This is a genomic window from Halomonas sp. NPDC076908, from assembly GCF_050269715.1.
In the GTDB taxonomy this organism is placed as follows: Bacteria; Pseudomonadota; Gammaproteobacteria; order Pseudomonadales; family Halomonadaceae; genus Vreelandella.
This window is the reverse complement of sequence record NZ_JBNNIW010000006.1, coordinates 144,599-162,710: the sequence shown is the minus strand read 5'-3', so window position 1 is coordinate 162,710 and position 18,112 is coordinate 144,599. Positions and strand designations below refer to the sequence as shown.

At 56.9% G+C, this 18,112-nt stretch carries 14 protein-coding genes; 7 read left to right on the top strand and 7 right to left on the bottom strand.

Annotation, left to right across the window (positions count from 1 at the left end; all coding sequences use genetic code 11):
* The first annotated feature begins 181 nt into the window (after positions 1-181).
* From ACQKE4_RS05595 to ACQKE4_RS05580, 4 genes are read left to right on the top strand one after another with little or no spacing between them, the layout of a single operon-like run.
* Positions 182-1,684, top strand: a complete 1,503-nt coding sequence (locus tag ACQKE4_RS05595) for a DUF3375 domain-containing protein (RefSeq protein WP_427387282.1) — start codon at positions 182-184, stop codon at positions 1,682-1,684.
* A gap of 2 nt (positions 1,685-1,686) precedes the next feature.
* Complete coding sequence (locus ACQKE4_RS05590; protein ID WP_427387281.1) at positions 1,687-2,460, top strand: DUF4194 domain-containing protein; 774 nt, start codon at positions 1,687-1,689, stop codon at positions 2,458-2,460.
* Positions 2,457-5,807: an ATP-binding protein gene (locus ACQKE4_RS05585; RefSeq protein ID WP_427387280.1), complete on the top strand. Its 3,351-nt coding sequence runs from the start codon at positions 2,457-2,459 to the stop codon at positions 5,805-5,807. Before ACQKE4_RS05590 ends, ACQKE4_RS05585 begins: the two co-directional genes overlap by 4 nt.
* On the top strand, positions 5,791-6,936 hold the full coding sequence (locus tag ACQKE4_RS05580) for a Wadjet anti-phage system protein JetD domain-containing protein (protein ID WP_427387279.1): 1,146 nt from the start codon (positions 5,791-5,793) through the stop codon (positions 6,934-6,936). The genes ACQKE4_RS05585 and ACQKE4_RS05580 overlap by 17 nt, the downstream gene beginning before the upstream one ends.
* 10 nt (positions 6,937-6,946) lie before the next feature.
* Here ACQKE4_RS05580 and ACQKE4_RS05575 read toward each other — a convergent pair whose 3' ends face one another.
* Entirely contained in the window at positions 6,947-7,396 is a 450-nt protein-coding gene (locus tag ACQKE4_RS05575; protein ID WP_427387278.1) for an RES family NAD+ phosphorylase, read from the bottom strand.
* Positions 7,393-7,809: an antitoxin Xre/MbcA/ParS toxin-binding domain-containing protein gene (locus ACQKE4_RS05570; RefSeq protein WP_427387277.1), complete on the bottom strand. Its 417-nt coding sequence runs from the start codon at positions 7,807-7,809 to the stop codon at positions 7,393-7,395. The genes ACQKE4_RS05575 and ACQKE4_RS05570 overlap by 4 nt, the downstream gene beginning before the upstream one ends.
* Positions 7,810-8,038: 229 nt before the next feature.
* Here ACQKE4_RS05570 and ACQKE4_RS05565 point away from each other — a divergent pair, with 229 nt between their 5' ends.
* From ACQKE4_RS05565 to ACQKE4_RS05555, 3 genes are read left to right on the top strand one after another with little or no spacing between them, the layout of a single operon-like run.
* On the top strand, positions 8,039-9,175 hold the full coding sequence (locus ACQKE4_RS05565; RefSeq protein ID WP_427387276.1) for a hypothetical protein: 1,137 nt from the start codon (positions 8,039-8,041) through the stop codon (positions 9,173-9,175).
* A 57-nt stretch (positions 9,176-9,232) separates the two neighbouring features.
* Positions 9,233-9,472 (top strand): type II toxin-antitoxin system Phd/YefM family antitoxin, encoded by a 240-nt coding sequence (locus ACQKE4_RS05560; RefSeq protein ID WP_427387275.1) that lies wholly within the window; start codon positions 9,233-9,235, stop codon positions 9,470-9,472.
* Between the two features lies 1 nt (position 9,473).
* Entirely contained in the window at positions 9,474-9,860 is a 387-nt protein-coding gene (locus ACQKE4_RS05555; protein ID WP_427387274.1) for a type II toxin-antitoxin system VapC family toxin, read from the top strand.
* 98 nt (positions 9,861-9,958) lie between these two features.
* On the opposite strand, the gene atzF is transcribed toward ACQKE4_RS05555, so the two are convergent.
* From atzF to ACQKE4_RS05530, 5 genes are all read right to left on the bottom strand, one after another.
* Complete coding sequence (gene atzF, locus ACQKE4_RS05550; RefSeq protein ID WP_427387273.1) at positions 9,959-11,779, bottom strand: allophanate hydrolase; 1,821 nt, start codon at positions 11,777-11,779, stop codon at positions 9,959-9,961.
* A gap of 31 nt (positions 11,780-11,810) precedes the next feature.
* Positions 11,811-12,533, bottom strand: a complete 723-nt coding sequence (locus ACQKE4_RS05545) for a hypothetical protein (protein ID WP_427387272.1) — start codon at positions 12,531-12,533, stop codon at positions 11,811-11,813.
* Positions 12,530-13,594, bottom strand: a complete 1,065-nt coding sequence (locus ACQKE4_RS05540; protein ID WP_427387271.1) for an isopenicillin N synthase family dioxygenase — start codon at positions 13,592-13,594, stop codon at positions 12,530-12,532. The genes ACQKE4_RS05545 and ACQKE4_RS05540 overlap by 4 nt, the downstream gene beginning before the upstream one ends.
* Positions 13,591-17,220 carry an urea carboxylase gene (gene uca, locus ACQKE4_RS05535; protein ID WP_427387270.1) on the bottom strand — a complete coding sequence of 1,210 codons (3,630 nt, stop codon included), beginning with the start codon at positions 17,218-17,220 and terminating at the stop codon, positions 13,591-13,593. The genes ACQKE4_RS05540 and uca overlap by 4 nt, the downstream gene beginning before the upstream one ends.
* Positions 17,221-17,467: 247 nt before the next feature.
* Complete coding sequence (locus tag ACQKE4_RS05530) at positions 17,468-18,106, bottom strand: urea amidolyase associated protein UAAP2 (protein WP_427387269.1); 639 nt, start codon at positions 18,104-18,106, stop codon at positions 17,468-17,470.
* Positions 18,107-18,112: the final 6 nt, after the last annotated feature.

Here is an 18,112-nt window from a genome sequence, read left to right as displayed (position 1 = left end):
GATCCTCTTTCAAGATGCCGTCAGTGCCCTGCGCACGTTAGATGAAGTGCTTCTTCATCTTGGCACAGAGGGACGGGTCCATCCCATTTCCCACATCGCAGCTATCTCAGAGCAACTACCTGGCTGGCAGAAATAATTCCATACTGTGTGAAGAAGAGCTTGGATATCACTATGAGTAACAATGGATAGTAGCCCCCAGCAACGCACACGCCACTACATCGCTGCCCGCAAGCAGCACCCTGCTTGGCTGTTGCTGGCATCACCCCGTGCGCCGTTGGTGCTGGGGTGCCTGACCTCGCTATTTGAATTCAGCGAAGACGGTATTGTCGAAGCGGATGCCCTGGAAGCGTTGTCGCAGATGCTAGGGCGCTATGCCGAGCAGGATGAATACGCCATCGACCCCGACAATACCCGCCTGCAGGCCGGGCGAGAGCTGCGCGAGTGGATTCGGCGTGGTTTGGTCACCGAGCGAGGTCAGCGCTTGTATGCCACCGATGCCTTGTCATCGGCGATACAGTTTATCGACTCGCTGGATAACCGCATGATGACCTCCACCGCATCGCGGCTGTCGGTGGTGCAGCGAGAAATCGAAAACCTGGAAGTCGGCCTCAACCCCAATCCCGAGAGCCGCAAGGCGTCGATCAGGCGAAAAATCCAACAGTTAGAGAGCGAATTGGCCGACGCGGAAGCCGGCCATGTGCCGGTGCTTTCCGAGCCCGAAGCCGTTGAGCGTATCCGCGAAGTGTTTACCCTTGCCACTGGGCTGCGTGCTGACTTTCGTCGTGTGGAAGACTCCTGGCGGGAGGCTGATCGCCAGCTGCGCCAGTCGATCATGTCCGAAAAGTACCACCGGGGCGATATCGTGGATCGCTTGCTGGATGGTCAGGAGGCGCTGCTGGATACCCCGGAAGGGCGCGTATTCGACAGTTTCCTTCAGCAACTACGCCAAACTGCTGCGCTGGATATGATGCGCCAGCAGTTACGCACCATCCTCGTCCACCCCGCTGCAGAAAAAGCGCTAAATCGATTGCAGCGGCAGGATCTTAAACTGTTGCGTATGCGGCTGATAGTCGAGAGCCAGGCAGTATTACAGGCACGCGCCCGCAGTGAAAAGGACGTCAAAGGATTTATCAAGACCGGCCTGGCTGCCGAGCATCACCGCGTTGGTCAGTTGCTTAACGATATTCTCAATACGGCCCAGGATATAGACTGGCAGCGCCAGAAGGTGCGCCGTTCAGAGGTGTCATCGCTGCCGCCGCTGGGCTTTGCCTTGGGCAACTTATCGGTGGTCGAGCGCCTGCGGTTCAAATTGTTGGAAAACGAGCTGGAAGAGGAGCTGGATCTTGCCCAGCAGGCGAGTGACTTGAGCGGTATCGAAGCCGAATTCTGGGACTCCCTGGATGGGCTTGACCGTGACGCCCTGGTGCAGGAGACGCTGGCGCTGCTGGCCCAAGAAGGGCGTGAGCTGACACTGGCGGAGTTGGCCGAACACCTGCCGCCCACCCATGACCTGGAAACCTTGGCGCTATGGCTGGGTATGGCACGGGAAGCCGGGATTGAGATCACCGGGCAGGACGTTCAAGACGTGGTCATCACCGATGATGAGCAGTGCGATTGGGTATTCCAGGTGCCCGTCGTCTCTTTAAGTGAGCAGGCCTTGCGCGGCATTGAGTGGGAGTTTTAAGCATGGCGGGTGTATTTGATCGGATTGTTAAGCAGCAGGGCGTGGATGAGACCAGCGAAGAGGAATCGCCTAATCAGTTTCAGGAGCAGACCCCTCATGCGCAGGAAAGTGAAGCAGTAGACGCTGCTGGCGAGGAGATAAACACCGAAGCCACTGCTCGCACAGACATCAAATTACGTGAAGTGGCTCAGGAACTGCTCCGCATGGGCTTGCTGGAAGAGACTCAAAGGCCACATCTTTACCGTGCAGCGCTCGTCGCCATGGAGCGGCTCAATGCCACGCTTGAGCCCTTGGATTTATGTGCCCGCGCCGATGAGATCCGGGGGCTGGTGTTTCTGGCGGTGCGACCTGGGGATACTGACGAGCCCCAGGATGACTGGTCGCACCCCTTGGTTCGCAAGCAGCGGCTAAACCTGGAACAGACCCTGCTGGTGGCCATCTTGCGCCAGTATTTCATTGCCCACGAGCAAGACGCGGGTACCGGCGCTGGGGACGCCATGGTGGCGGTTGACGAGCTGATTCCGCATATGCAGGTGTATTTGGGGGAGAGTGGCAGCGAGGCCCGGGAGCGCACGCGCATGTTGCAATTATTGGATCAGCTCAAGGGGCATGGCCTGGTCTCGGCGCCGGACAGTCACGAGCGGGTAGTCATCCGGCCAATGATCGCTCACCTGGCCAACCCGGAGAACCTCACTGCCTTGCTGTATGAGTTAAAGGCAAGAGTCGCCGCGGAGAGTAGTGACCGCCAGGACAGTGACAAAGAGGGGACGCCATGATCACGGCAACGCCTAGCCAGCCTTCGCTGCTGGATGAGGAACAGGCGACCGCCTGGCAGTTGGCTCCCACCTATATCCTGCAAACCCTGGAGCTGTTCAACTGGGGTGGCTTTGGTGGTATGCACAAGGCTGATATCGACGCTCAGGGTAGCGCCATCATTGGTCCCACTGGCAGTGGCAAGACCACGCTGGTGGATGCATTGATGACCCTGCTCACGGCCAATCCCAAGTACAACCTTGCCTCTACCGGTGGCCATGAGAGTGACCGGGATCTGGTCTCTTACGTGCGCGGGGTGAGTGGCCCCGGCGATGGCAGTGAGGGGCAGTCGCATATTGCCCGGCCCGGTAAGACCGTGACGGGGCTGGTGGCGACGCTCAGTAATGGTGAAAGCCTGGTGCGTATCGGTGCCCTGCTGTGGTTCGACAGCACCAGCATGTCGCCCTCGGATATGAAAAAGCTCTGGTTGTTCAGTACTGCCCACGAACATACTCTGCATCGCTGGCTGACACTGCAGCAGGAAGGCGGTATGCGCGCCTTGCGCCAACAGGATAAGACAGACACCGGTATCTGGACGTACCCCAGCAAAAAGGGCTTTTTAGCGAGGCTGCGGGACTTTTTCGAAGTGCGTGATAACGCCTTCAACTTGCTCAACCGAGCGGCAGGGTTGAAGCAGCTAAACAGCATTGACGAAATTTTTCGCGAGTTAGTGCTAGACGATAACGCCCAGTTTCAGCGCGCCCGGGAAGTCGCCGATAGCTTCGATGACCTCACCGCCATTCATGAAGAGCTTGAAATCGCCCGCCGCCAGCAGCGCTCTCTGGAACCGATTAAAACCGGTTGGGATAAGTACCTGCACAACCAAACGCTACTTGATGACCAGGAAACCCTCAGCCGGGTACTGCCGGTGTGGTTTGGTGAACAGGCTCACCGGCTGTGGAAGGCCGAAGCCGAGCGTCTTCAGCAACAAACCCAGCAGGCCGAGGCCGAGTTGGCAGCCGCTGAGGAGAGCTGCACTCACCAGCAGCGTACCTGTGAGCGTTTAAATGAAGCTTATCTGCGTCTGGGCGGCTCGGATATTGAGACCCTGGAAGCGCTGGTCAAGGCAAAGCAAGCCAACCTGGAGCGCTGCCAGCGCCATGCGGCAGAGTACCAGCGGTTGGCACGCTCGCTCTCCTTTGACGATGCCCTCAACCGTGAAGCGGTCGCCACCAATCAGATGCTGGCTGCCGAGCAGTTGCGCGAGGTTCAGCAGGCGCTTGACGCCGCCAAGCAGGCCGCCTTTGAGCAGGGCAGCCAATGCTATCGGATGGAGCATGAGTGCACGGAGTTGCACAAAGAGCTGGCCGAGGCGAAAGCGCGCCCAGGGTCTAATATCCCGGGGCGCTTTCAACAATTTCGCTCCCTGCTGGCCGAAGCGTTGGCACTCGGCGAAGACGACCTGCCCTTTGTCGCCGAGCTGGTACAGGTAAAAGCGGACGAGCAAGCCTGGCGCGGCGCGATTGAACGGGCGATGGGTAGCCACCGGTTGCGTATTTTGGTGCCGCCGGAGGCCAGCCGCCAAGCGCTAGACTGGATCAATAGCCGCCACAATGCGCTGCATGTACGACTCCTGGAAGTGAAACCGCCCGCCAGCCAGCCGCGCTTTTTTGAGGATGGCTTTACCCGCAAGCTCGACTACAAGGATCACCCCTACCGGGAAGCGGTTAAGGAGCTTTTAGCCGGGCTGGACAGGCACTGCGTTGGCTCGCCGGAGAGGTTGCGAGAGACTCCCCATGCCATGACGGCGGAAGGGTTGATGTCGGGCAAGGCACGCTTTTTTGACAAGCAGGATCAGAAGCGGCTAAGCGACGATTGGCAAACTGGCTTTGATAACCGTGACCGGCTGGCGGCGTTAAGCGCGCAAATCAGCGAAGCAGAAGCGCGCTTACAGAGCGCCAGGGCGGAAGAGGAGCAGGCGAAGGCGAAGGCCTCACTGGCTGCGCTTGAACAGCAGGTAGTGCTGTTAACCAGGCTGGCAGCGTTGGACTATGAGGAGATCAATGCGCCCCAGGCCGAGCGTGAATGGCAACAGCAGCGGGACAAACTGGCCGCCTTGACCGCACCCGATTCCGATGCGGCGACAGCCAAACGCCAACTGGAGCAAGCCCGCGATGAGTTGGCCACGCTGGAGCAGCAAAAAACGCAGTGCATCAGGCAGTGTGCCCAGTTAAACAACCGGCTGGAAACCGCCCAAAAAGAGCAGCAGCAGGCGTTTCGCAAAAGCGAAGCAGGGCTGAAGGAGGCGGAGCGCACCCTTGCTGATGGCCATTTCTCTCCCCTTGATCAACGGCAGCTTGCCAATGTTGATGAGCTGGAGCGCCAAGCTACTACCCAGTTGCAACAGCAACTGACCACCTTGCGGACGACCCAAAGCCGAGTGGAAAAAGAGTTGGTCAAAGCCATGTCGGATGCCCAGCGGGAAGACCGCGGGGCGCTTTCTGAGGTTGGGCGGGAGCTCGACGATGTGCCCGACTACCTGGCCCGACTCAAGGTGCTCACCGAAGAAGCACTGCCCGACAAGCAGCAGCGTTTTCAGCAATACCTCACCGACTCTTCCGATCAGGGCGTATCACAGCTGCTGGCCACCATCGAGGGGGAAGTAGAGCGGATCGAAGAGCGGTTGGAAGACCTCAATAACACCCTGCGGCGGGTGGACTTCCAGCGCGGCCGTTACCTGCAGTTGGTGGCCAACAAGGTGGTGCATGAAAGCCTGCGCACCTTTACCCGGGCCAATACGGCGCTCGCCTCATCGCGATTCGTAGAGGATGGTGGTGAAAGCCAGTATAAGGCACTGCAACATATTATTGCTCTGCTGCGTGATGCCTGCGAACGCCAGCGTACCCTCGGTGCGCGAGCGTTATTGGATCCGCGTTTTAGGCTTGAGTTTAAAGTCGCGATGATCGACCGCGCCGATGGGCGTGTGATTGAAACCCGCTCGGGTTCCCAAGGCGGTAGCGGTGGCGAAAAAGAGATTATTGCCTCCTATGTGTTGACCGCATCGCTGAGTTACGCGCTGTGTCCCGATGGCAGTCCTCGGCCACTATTTGGCACCATCGTGCTGGATGAAGCCTTTTCGCGCAGTTCGAATGCGGTGGCTGGGCGAATTATTGCCGCGCTCAACGAATTCCACCTTCACGCGCTGTTTATTACCCCCAATAAGGAGATGCGTTTGCTGCGCAAGCACACCCGCTCGGCGGTGGTGGTGCATCGCCGTGGTAATGCCTCCAGCCTGACGCCGATCAGTTGGCAGGCGCTGGATGCCGTGCGTGAAAAGCGGCGTGAGGCGCGCAATGAAGTCCCCGAGTGAGATCGCTGCTCGCCTGGCTAAGCAGTGGCAGCAAGCGTTCTGGCGGGTAGAGCGATTGTTATCCTCGGAGAGTTGGCCGCTGGTGATCCCCATTGGCAAACCCAGCGGCCGCCAGTTTGCCGATCAAACCGGTCTGGTGCAGGCCCATGTGCAGCGCTGGCGGCAGATAACCGTTGGTGAGGTGGTGTTTCAAGATATCAACTTCCGCGCTGCTGCTGAGCCGGTGTCACTCCCCGTGCAGTGGGTGTTGCACACGCCGTCTGAATGGGCCGCCGCTACGGCGGATGGCGACGTGCAGCAGGAGTTTGCGCTGCTGGAAACTCTGGTAGGCAGCGTCAACCAGCGTTACTGGGAGGTGCTGGTTCGCGAACGCGCCCTCTGGCGCAATAAGCATGTTAGCGAAATCACTGCCGCTGCAGCGCTGGCGGACTCGCTTTCTCCGGGGATGGCAGAAGGTCGACCATTAAGATTGCTCAACGGACTGAGGGTGGACACCAAGTTTATCGAGCGCAACACGGTGTTACTGACACGCCTGCTGGATGAACGCTACGACGGCATGGCTAGCCAACAAGGCTTAAACGGTTTTCTGGATGCCCCCGACGATAAAGATCACTGGCTGCTGGTGGTGCCCTTGGAGAAGGGGTTGCTGCCTTTTAAGCGTCAGCGCATCACCGCCAGAGAACTGGCGGATACTTGCCTGCCGGGCTCGCGGGTGGTGGTGGTCGAGAATGAGCAGTGTGAGCACTTGCTACCCGGCATGCCGGGTACAGTGGCGATTCTTGGCGCAGGGCTAGATGTACACTGGCTATCAGGTGAGGCGCTAAAAACAAAAGCGGTCGCCTATTGGGGCGATATGGACACCTGGGGACTACTGATGCTGGCCAGAGCCAGGCAGGCGCTGCCTACGATTACCCCGCTGATAATGAGCGAGGCGCACTTCAAGGCTTTTTGCCGTGACTGCGCCGTGCCAGAGCCGGTGCATGCCGAGCTGCCGACCAGCGGCCTGAACGAGCGCGAAGTGGCTTTTTTCCACTTTCTAAAAGCACAGCCACAAGGGCGTCTGGAGCAGGAGTATCTGCCTGCGCAAGATGTCCAGTCTGAGCTGCTGGGGTGGTTAGGTCGCTGTTAAAGGCTGCCAGCTAGTACGCTAGCCTGGGGTCGAGGGGAAACTGCTCAACTGAAAGTTTCGCCAAGCTGGCTTCCGGGTGGCTTGGGTTAAACAGATAGTTGCAGTTATGTGGCACAATCACCGTGGGTACTTTGAGCAGTAAAGCGCTACCTTCATTTAGCCACTGTGAACCTAGCGAGCGGGTGAGCTGCTGCTGTTGAGGCCAAGTTTCTGGCAGACTTGCTTCAATCGGCATCTCGCTGGCTGATGAAGGTAGCTCGACACGTAGTAGTGTAAATTGATCAGGTAGCTCATCAATGCTCATTTCAAAGTGAACCAGTACCTCAAGCAGCGCTGTAGCCGGTGAGTCGGCCAGATAAACGACCGGTTGGCCTTTATGGTGCCACCGGCCAGCCGTGATCGTGCCGCCTATGCCAGAGAGATCGGTGTAGTTGGATATACGCCATGCTACCTTGGTCATGCCGACAACCCATAGTGAAGTTGCTGAAGTAGCTCCTCTACTGCTTCATAGCCTGGCGTCGTGGTAACTGCCGTCAAAGCACTGATTCCCCCCAGCGCACGGCGCGGCTTCTCTAACCAATGAATGGCTTTCTCGCGATTGCCGAAAATCTCTTCGGCGAGGATAACGATTCTACTCGTTCGGTAGAGTCGATCACCCTCGTCGGGGGTTAAGGGTTTTCCTTTTGAGCGCCGGTGATCATGGGTGCGGCGATTGATAATCCCAACACCGTAGGCATCGATACCGTACTCTTTACGTAGTCGCTCAAGGGCATCAAGTGGCACGCCGTTGCGGATCAGTTCATCCGAGCGAGCACCAGCAGCGCCGCCCATTAAGGCAATAACATCGCTTTCCACCGCATCGATAGCGTCCATTGGATAGCTCCTTTTTTGGCTAATTTGTTGTCAAAATATAGAAGGTTTTCTTTGCCCCGGCAATTTGCCTACTATATTGGCGCAAATTGCTAAGAAGCAAAAGCGAGTAAAATGTTGAGTGATTCAGGGGAGCGAGAGCTGTCAATTTGATCTATTAGTGGTAGTAAACAACGGCTATAAACAGGATACGGTTATAAAACTGATAGTAGCGCCACGACAGGAGAGGGATATGCGTACTGGGTGGTCGATACGGACTGGATGGTTGATAGTCGCGACAGCCATTCTAGTGGCGGGGGTCTTAACCTCCATGGCTTCCCAAGAGCCATTTGAGTCCAAACTGGTTCGGTTGGAAGCTCAGCGGGCGTTGCCATCGCTAGAGGCGTCGCTTGAGCAGGACACACCGGAGATCAATGCGTTGTTTCTCAGCTATGCTGATGATCAGGCACTGTGGATGAGCGCTTCTTTGGCGCTGATACGCCACGGCGATATAGCGCGAAGCGCCTTAATCGACTACGGGCTTTCCCCTCAGTTTCAGGATGTACTAGTGCGCTTTGGTGCGGATGCGGTACTGCCCATTAGCTACTTCCGTGATCACGATATCGCTACTCTGCGAGCCCAGCACTGGGTGGGCGCGCGCTATCAGCAGGTTAGCCACTGGTGGAGCGATGCAGAAGGAGATGTGGCTGCAGAATTAACGCCTTATCGACGTGGCCAGATGGGTATTGCACTGCTTGATGCCCATGGCCACGGGCTGCTCAATCAATTTGTGATTAGTGACAAGGGCGACGTGGCGTGGCTACAGGGTGAGCGCCTTGTGGCGGGTGTCGGCGATTTCTTCACCAGTGGGCTACGCGATTTGGAAAGCCAGTGGCGGCGGGGTGACGACATTGGCGCCGCCGATCTAGGCTGGGCTGGTGTCGATCTGCTGGTGATGGCCAGTACTGTTAAGGTGCTGCGCGCAGGAAGAGCGGCTAGAACCGCTCGGGTAGGCAGCATCGAAGCACAGGGCGCTCGTGCTGGTGTGCGCCAAGGTATTGTTGCCTCGGGCGGACGCTTCGCCACGCTGCCGCGGATTGCCAAAGTGGCAGCGGTGGCGACCACTGCCTATGTGGTAGTTCGACACCCAAGCTTAGTAAGTGCGCTAGGTGCCAATCTATCAAAATGGCTCGGCTGGCCGGTATGGCTGGGCCAGTTTCTAATCTGGCTGATCGTATTATTGCCGGTACTGATCATTGCGCGTTTTTTCTATCGTTGGCTGCTCATACCACTGCTGTGGCTACTGATGCCATTGATCCGAGTGTGTTTTAAGGCCGCTAACCGCTCACTGGCCAAGTGCTCTCAAAGGCAGGCTGAAGAACTTAGTTGATAAAACACTTTTTTAAACTAAACTAGATAGACTAAGTCTTGTTTCTAGGAGATAAAAATGGAAGCTATCAATATACATGAAGCTAAGACACGGTTGTCACAGCTGGTAGCGCGCGCTGCTGAAGGTGAAGGATTTATCATTGCCAAAGCAGGTAAGCCGATGGCACGCGTAACGGCGATTGACAGCCCTGTTTCTGGTCAGCAGAAGCGCCTGGGTTTTCTGACAGGGCAATTTAAAGTACCTAATGACTTTGACCGGATGGGGCAAGATGAAATAGCCGAGATGTTTGGAGGCTGATATGAATCTGCTTCTTGACACGCATGTTTTGCTCTGGGCGTCGGCAGAGCCGGAGAAACTCTCTGATGATGCGCTATCGCTGATCAAAGATGATAATAATAGGCTCTATTTTAGCGCTGCCAGCATCTGGGAAGTGGTGATTAAAAACAGCCTACAACGCACTGATTTTCACGTTGACCCACATCTTTTGCGAAGAGGATTGATGGATAATGGGTATTTAGAACTTCCTATCAGTTCACTGCATACACTCAATGTTGCTCATTTACCCAGCATTCACAAAGATCCCTTTGATCGAATTTTGGTGGCCCAGGCAGAAGCTGAGGGATTTTTGCTGCTTACTGCGGATGAGTTGGTGGCTCAATATGCAGGCCCGATTAGAAAAATATAAGCATCAAATTTCCGTCGTCAAACGCAGCCTAACCATCTGTTTTTTTTAAAAGGCCCATCCGCAGTGTTTCATATGCGCACAGGCCTTGTACATCAGCTTTAGGATCGCCTCGCCAACCACCCCCGCCAGCCGCCAAATTCGGTGACATCTTCTGCTTCACCGCCTTCATTGAGCGCCCCTGCGGTGCAGATAAAACCACACTTCCAGCTACCGTCGGCAAGCTCCACCTGACCTAATCCAAGCGGGGCCGGAATGCCTGCTAGAAAACTACCCACGGTTTCGATGGGCAGGCGCCATACTTCCACCTCAATCGCTTGGCCGTTTTCATCACGCAGCATTGCCGGGCGTTTGGGCGGCCCGCCTGCCAGGGCAAAGAGCTTGTAGCGAGGCGCGCTTTGGGTGCTGCTAACCAATACGCCGCCGCGTTCAGTCAACTGGTGGTTAAGCGGCAGGCCTTGCAGGTGTGCACCGCACACTACCAGCTCCATAGTGCCGTTTTGGGCAGTGGTTAAGGGTTCTGGTAATGCCGGGTGAGCAACGCCAGTAGCACCCAATGGCAGCATTAATCGCGCTTCAAGTGCACGGCCTAAGGAGAGTAGCGTTAAGTCAGCAAAGAGCGGCCCAAACAGCGTGACGCCCACCGGCAGACCTTGCTCGGTAAAGCCAATGGGCACGGCCAGGGCGCTGTAGTCGAGCAGGTTCATAAAGTTGGTCCAGGTGCCCAAGCGCGAATTCACCCCAATAGGGTCCGCTGCCACCTCTGCCTTGGTGGGGTGGGTGACCGTGGTGGGCGAGAGCATCACATCCACCTGGCTGATAAGCGCATCGGCCTGACGCTTAAATTCGGCAAGTTTATAGCGCGCATCGAAGGCATCCACGGCCAGCGGCGTGGCGCCTTCCTGGGTAATTTCAAACGTGACTGGATGCACCGTCTCCGGGTGTCTCTTCATCAAATCGCGAATCACATGGTAGCGCTCAGCCACCCAAGGACCTTCATAGAGCAGACGCGCGGCAGCCAGTAACGGCGAGCAGTTCAGCTCGACTTTCTCACCACCAATCGCTTCTAGCTCGGCAATCGCTAGGTGCATTCCCTTGGTATAAGCCGTATCGGTTTGCCACTGAGATTCTAGCGGAACCCCAAAGCGGAACGCCGCAGGTGCTTTGCCATAGCGCTTACCTTGCACGGCGAAGTGATGCTCCCGAGACCAGGCGCACTGATCATCATAGGTAGCGGTAATATCGAACACTTTCGCCGCGTCGTCGGCGGTGAGGGCAAACAGGCTGATGGTGTCGAGCGTGGCGCAGGCAGGCACCACACCGCGAGTGCTAAGTAGGCCAAGGCTGGGCTTAACGCCGTACAGATTATGGAAACAGGCAGGCACACGCCCAGACCCCGCTGTATCGGTGCCAAGCGCAAAGCTCACCATCCCCGCCGCGGTGACCACCGCCGAGCCGCTGCTGGAACCACCGGGAATATAGTCGGGGTTAAAGGCGTTGGCCGGTACACCATAATCACTCAAGGCGCGCTCACCCACCAAGCCGGTGGCGAACTGGTCAAGATTGGTTTTACCCAGAGGAATGGCGCCTGCCGCGATCAGCTGCTGTACTACAAAGGCGTTTTCTGTCGGCGTGTAGGCATACGCAGGACTGCCTGCTGTGGTGGGTACGCCTGCTAAGTCGATATTATCTTTTAAGGCAAAGGGAATGCCGTAAAGCGGCAGCGTTTCAGGCGATTCACCTTTCAGGCGCTTCAAATAGGGCTCCAGCTGTTCACGCGTAAGGCAAGTAATCCATGCAGGTTCTTGGCCGTGGCTTTGGGCTTGCGCAAGAAGTTCATCAATCAATGCTGTGGGGGTAAGTTCACCCTGTTGGTAGGCGGTGTGTAGGGTAGTGATATCCAGCGATGCGATGGGTAACATGATTAAACTCCTATTTGTATTAACGGTGACCTTAATTAAGCGTTAATGCTGAAAGTCGCTCCCCAGCCCGCCAGGGCTGGGTGGATAGCACTATCTGCCAACCGTCTTGGTCGCGCTGCAAGTAGTCGAAGCACAGGCTGGCCCGCCAGCGCAGGGCGTCGTTAGTTGAGTCGCTTAATGGTTCAAATAAGACTGCTGAATTGGCAGTTACAGCTCGTGGAGTAATCGCCATGGCGTAGTCGCCTATTTGCAGCCAGCGAAGGTGACCCTGTTCGTCGCAGCGAATCTCTTCTTCAGCAGCCTCAGTAGAAATCTGTTGCCAGTGCTCAACGTACTGACCATGCGGGTGTCGCTCTTCCAGGGTGGTGTCGTTAATCCATTGCAGTAGCCCTATGTCCTTTTCCAGACTAGGGCATAGATCCTGATAGCGGTGCCAGATGCATAGTCCTTTGCATAGTCCTTTGCATAGTCCTTTATATAGCTCGTCTTCGATCTGGGTAATACCCGCAAAAGCCGTGAACCCTGCCAGCCACTCCAGCTGAGATCGGTTGCAGTCGTCTAAACAGGTGATACCTGCAAAGTCAGGCGAATTTGCAGGCAGTCGCAGGTCGGCATGCCAATGCTTGCCCTGTAGCCAATAAACCTGAGTAGTGGTGTCGGCCTGCTGATAAGGCTCATTAGCGGGTTCGGCGTAGAGCGTGCGATGCCATACGCCGCGAAATGTTTGAGGTATGACAGGCAAGTCGACGTTCATAAGGGGTTTCCCTTATGTTTGCCGTGCTGGCCCAGGCTACCTACTTCTCGGGCACCTTCGGGGAGCGCAATCTCACCCTTTGCTAAACGCTCGCGCAGGTAGCGGAAGGTTTGAATGGTTTGGGCGTAAAGGTGATCGCCCGCTTTGAGCGGTGCGTAATGGATTTTACCGTGTCGCTCGACTAATTCAGGCAGCGGCGCGACTTCGGTATGGTAATCGCAGGCGAAAAATAGCGGAAAAGAGTAGCGCTCCTCTTTCACTTTGCGCACCCGGTGGGAGGTCGCTACAAACTCGCCGTTACTCCATATCTCCAGCATATCGCCAATATTGACGACTAACGCGTCCTCATGGAATGGCACATCAATCCATTCGCCCGCACCGTTCATTACCTCAAGCCCTGGCGCGGTGGGTAGCAGCAGGGTAAAGCACTCGTAGTCGGTATGGGCACCGATGCCTTGGGCGTCTTTAGCCTTGGGGTTATACGGGTAGTGAATCAATCGCAGCTGGCTGGGCGGTTTGTTGACGTGGCGCAGTAGCTGCTGCTCTTCAAGACCTAACGCTAGTGCAAAGCCGCCCATGAGTGCGCGGCCCACTTGGTAAGCGGCATTATAGTAAGCGGCGACCGGTTCTCGGAAACCGTCAAGATCGGGCCAGGGATTGGGCCCGAGGAGTGGCGTACCCGCTAACACCTCAAGGTCGTCACTGGGCAGTTCAAAGGCAAGATCAAACGCCTCTTTCATGTCCGGCTTTTTAGGGTCTGGTGACTCTTCACCGGGAGGAACATAGCCGCGGTGATGATGGTATAGGCCGATGTAGCGCTCCATTTTGGTTGCTTCAGGTTGAGCAAAGAAGCGCTTGGCTTGGGTAATTAATCCCTTGCGAAGCGTGTGATCAATACCGTGGCCTACCATTTGAAAGAAACCCACTTCCCGCGCGGCGCGCCCCAGGGTCTCAGCAACCGCTTGGCGGGCTGCTGCATCACCATGGAGTAAACCGCGAATGTTGATAACGGGTATCTCTTGAAAGTCAGCTAAGCGCTGATCGGCGTTGATCTGGCTCATGCGTTTACCTCCTGTTCACTGGTGAGCACCACAAGCGGTTGTCCTGGCGCGATGGAAGCGCCCTCAGAAAGGGGTAACCGAACAACGCGGCCCACGCAGTGGGCGGTGATCTCAACTTCCATTTTCATCGACTCCACTAGCGCCACTGGCTGGCCAGCCATTACCTGGTCACCTTCTTCCACCAGTAACTTCCATAGGCTGCCGGTGACGGGGCTTTCGATGCCTATTTCGTTGTCATCCAGCGCTGCCACTTCGGTGGTTTCCGGGGCCTGATCTTCAAAGGTGAACTGACCATTCTCCCGCCAAGCGGTCATTTCGGCCTGGAAGGCGGCTTCGCGCTTGGTGCGGAAAGCGTCAATGGTGGCAGCGTTCTTATCAATCTCGGCCTGATAGTCCGCCAAGCGAAAGCGAGTGGTTTCAATGGATAAGTCATATCGCCCGTGGGGGAAGTCGCGGCGTATCTGCTCAAGCTCGTCATGGCTGACTTCATGAAAGCGCAGCTGATCAAAAAAGCGCAGCAGCCAAGGGTTCTCAAAGTGCGCTGTGGTACGGTAACGGTTCCACATTTGCAGCGTGCGGCCGACAAATTGGTAGCCACCGGGGCCTTCCATGCCGTAAACGCACAAATAGGCGCCGCCAATGCCCACGGAGTTTTCTGCCGTCCAGGTGCGGGCGGGGTTGTACTTGGTGGTCACCAGGCGCTGGCGCGGGTCAAGCGGTGTGGCAACGGGCGCGCCAAGATACACATCGCCCAGACCCATTACTAAATAGTGGGCATCGAAGACGATATCGCGCACTTGCTGTTCGCTTTCAAGCGCATTAATACGGCGAATAAAATCCAGGTTGCTGGGGCACCAAGGCGCATCTGGGCGCACGCTGCGCTGGTACTTATCGATGGCTTCCTGGCAGGCGCGGTCGTCCCAGGAGAGCGGTAGATACACCACACGCGACTCCACTTCTAGGGATTCCACATCGACCAGCGCCTGCTCGGCTTTTTCCAGATGGGCGAACAGCTCATCCAGGGGCAGTTCCATTGGCTCGTAGTGAATTTGCAGCGAGCGAATACCGGGGGTTAATTCCCGCAGGCCGGGCAACGAGTGTTCTTGTAGCCACAGCATCCAAGCGTGAACCCGAAAGCGCAGCGCAATATCCAACTCCATGGCGCCGAACTCAATCAGCAGGAAATCATCTCCGGCGCGGCGGTAAACGATGCGCTCGCCGGCTTGTTCGGCGGGCACATCACGAACGATAGGCGTATCGCGCTCTGGCGTAATCTCTTCGACGGGCAGTGCTGTGAGAGATGCCAGTTGATCTAACTGACGCTCTTCAAGTGTGCGAGCGGTGGTAAGGCTGACTGGCACAAAACGCACTTTATCGCCCGCAGCAAGTTGCCCCAGCTTCCAGCGTTCGGCGCGCACCACGGTGGCTGGGCAGACAAAGCCGCCCAGTGAAGGCCCATCGGGGCCGAGGATCACCGGCATATCGCCGGTAAAGTCGATAGTGCCGAAGGCGTAGGCGTTGTCATGAATATTGGAGGGGTGCAGACCCGCTTCGCCACCGTCGGCACGCGCCCACTCGGGGCGGGGGCCGATCAGCCTTACGCCGGTGCGGCTGGAGTTGTAGTGGACTTCCCATTCGTGATCAAAAAAGCGCTCAATATCGTCATCGGTGAAAAAGTCTGGCGCGCCGTGAGGGCCGTAAAGCACGGCCACGTGCCAGTTCTTGCCTCTGTCTTGATGGCCGAAGGTGGGTATTAAAGCTTCCTCCAACTGCGCTTGGGAGGTGGCAGCAAGCGCGGGTAAATCGAGCATGTCACCGCTTCTAAGTGCACGTCCGCCGTGGCCGCCAAACTGGCCCAGGGTGAAGGTGCTGCGGGAACCCAGATAGCGCGGGCATTCGATACCACCACGGATCAATAGATAAGCGCGAGCACCCGCTGTGGCTTTGCCTAGGGTCAAGGTTGCGCCCGCCGGTATATCCAGCACCCGCCAGAAGGGCACCGCTTTGCCATCCAGCGTGGCGGGCAGTTCGGCTCCCGCCAGTACAATTTGCGTGGCGCGGTGAAAGCGCAGCGTAGGGCCTGTCAGGGTGATCTCAAGTCCAGCGGCATCGGCGGTGTTATTGAGCAGACGATTACCTAGGCGAAACGACCAGTCATCAAACGGCCCCGAGGGCGGCACACCCACATCCCAGTGGCCCTGGCGGCCGGGAACATCTTGGATCGTTGTCATCGTGCCGGGGGCGATCACCTCAATGGCAGGCGGTGCCCACACCAACGTAGTTAGCCAGTGAATGTCTAAATCAGCGTCGCGAAATCGTTCTGCACGCAGCACATGGGCAAGCCAAGTGCGGTTGGTGGTAATGCCGTAAACGCTGGCGTTATCCAGGGTATCTGCTAACTGTTCTATCGCTGCGCCTCGGCTGTCGGCATGAACAATCACTTTGGCCAGCATGGGGTCGAAGAGGGCTGAGATTTCAAGCCCGGCTTCAATGGCGTGGTCGATACGTAGGCCGTCAGCTTGGGGGAAATCGACCTCCGTCAGTAGGCCTGCGCTGGGGCGAAAATCGTGGGCGGGATCTTCAGCATATAAACGCGCCTGAACCGCATAGCCGCTGGGGGCGAGATCTTTGGTGAGTGACTCAAGACTGGGCAGTTCACCCGCACCCAGCTTTACCATCCATTCAACGATATCAATCCCATACACCATCTCAGTGACGCCGTGCTCGACCTGAAGGCGTGTATTCACTTCGAGAAAATAGAACGCCTCACGTTCGTTATCATAAATAAACTCGACGGTACCGGCGCTGCGATAGTTGACCGCTTTTCCCAACTGAACAGCGGTGGCGTGGAGTGCCTGGCGAACGTGTTCTGGAAGGTTAGGGGCAGGGCACTCTTCGAGCACTTTTTGGTGGCGGCGTTGGGTGGAGCAGTCACGCTCGCCGAGCGCCACCACGTTGCCCTGGCCGTCGCCAAACAGTTGCACTTCCAAGTGGCGGGCGCGGGCGATATAGGCTTCCAGAAACACGCCGCCATCGCCGAAGTTGCGCTCACCCAGGCCTTTTACCGAGTCAAAGGCACGCTCAAGCTCAGCGGGCGTTTGACATACCTGCATGCCGATACCGCCGCCGCCTGCGGTGGATTTGAGCATGACCGGGTAGCCGATCTGCTCGGCGCTTTTGTGGGCTTCATCAACGCTGGCAAGAAGCTCGGAGCCGGGCACTAGTGGTACCCCGGCTTGCTTGGCGAGCGTGCGTGCTTCATGCTTCAGACCAAACTGCTGAATCTGTTCGACGGCGGGGCCTAAAAAGGTTAATCCGGCTGCATCGCAGGCAGCGATAAAGCGGGTATTTTCAGACAAGAAGCCGTAGCCGGGATGGACCGCCTGGGCGCCGCTTTGTTTGGCAATGGTGATGAGCTTATCGATATTGAGATAAGTATCGCTGGCACCGCCTTCACCTAGCGGATAGGCCTCATCGGCTTGGTGAACATAAGGCGCATCGCGATCCGCATCGGCATAAATCACCACACTGCCTACACCCAGCGCTTTAAGCGTGCGTAAGATGCGGGCGGCAATAGCACCGCGATTGGCAATCAGTACTTTGCTAAACGTTTTATTGATGGACATGGCACTGCCTGCAAACAAAGGCGGGTCGTCCCGCAGAATAATAGGCCTTCCGGAGTCGTCTCCAGGGCTTTAGTGCTGTGGCCAAGTCAGAAGAGACGCGAAAACGCTGTGAACCCATCCATGGGCGCTCGGCTTTTTCATCTGACCGCCATGGATGGCGGGAATGCCGGAATTGCATGGAGCTCTTTCCGGCCCTGAAAAAGACGTTTCGCTTACTCTCCTGACTTGATCAGCGCCTATTCTCATATCAGTCCCAAACCAACAGCTCGATAGGCGTTGGGTTGTAGCCGTTGCAGGGGTTGTTGAGCTGAGGGCAGTTAGAGACCAGCACGATCACATCCATCTCGGCGACCATCTCCACATACTTGCCTGGCGCTGAGATGCCATCCTCAAAGGTCAGCCCGCCATCAGCAGTGACCGGCACGTTCATAAAGAAGTTGATGTTGTGGGTGATATCGCGCTTGGTCAGACCGAACTCTGGAAAGTTGGCAATCGCTTGCATCCAGTTATCCCGACAGGAGTGCATATGACGCTTTTCAAGGTCGTAGCGCACGGTGTTGCTCTCGCTTGCGCACGCGCCGCCCAGGGTGTCGTGGCGGCCGCAGGTGTCGGCGGTAATCGTTAGCATGGCGCGGCCTTCGCTAGACATCAGCGTGGTGCCTGCGGTGAGATAAACCGCGCCTTGCTCGCGTACCGTGTCCATAGCGCTATAGCGCTCGGCGGTATCGTCGGCGCTGAAGAACAGCGTATCGGCGGCTTGATTACCCTCTAAATCGAGAATACGCAGGGTTTGGCCGCGTTTGACGGTGCCAATGTAATGATCGCCCGCGTTGACCGTGGTGCGGCTCAAAGCGTTTTCGGGGCGTAAAGTGCTTTCAATAATCATGGTGTT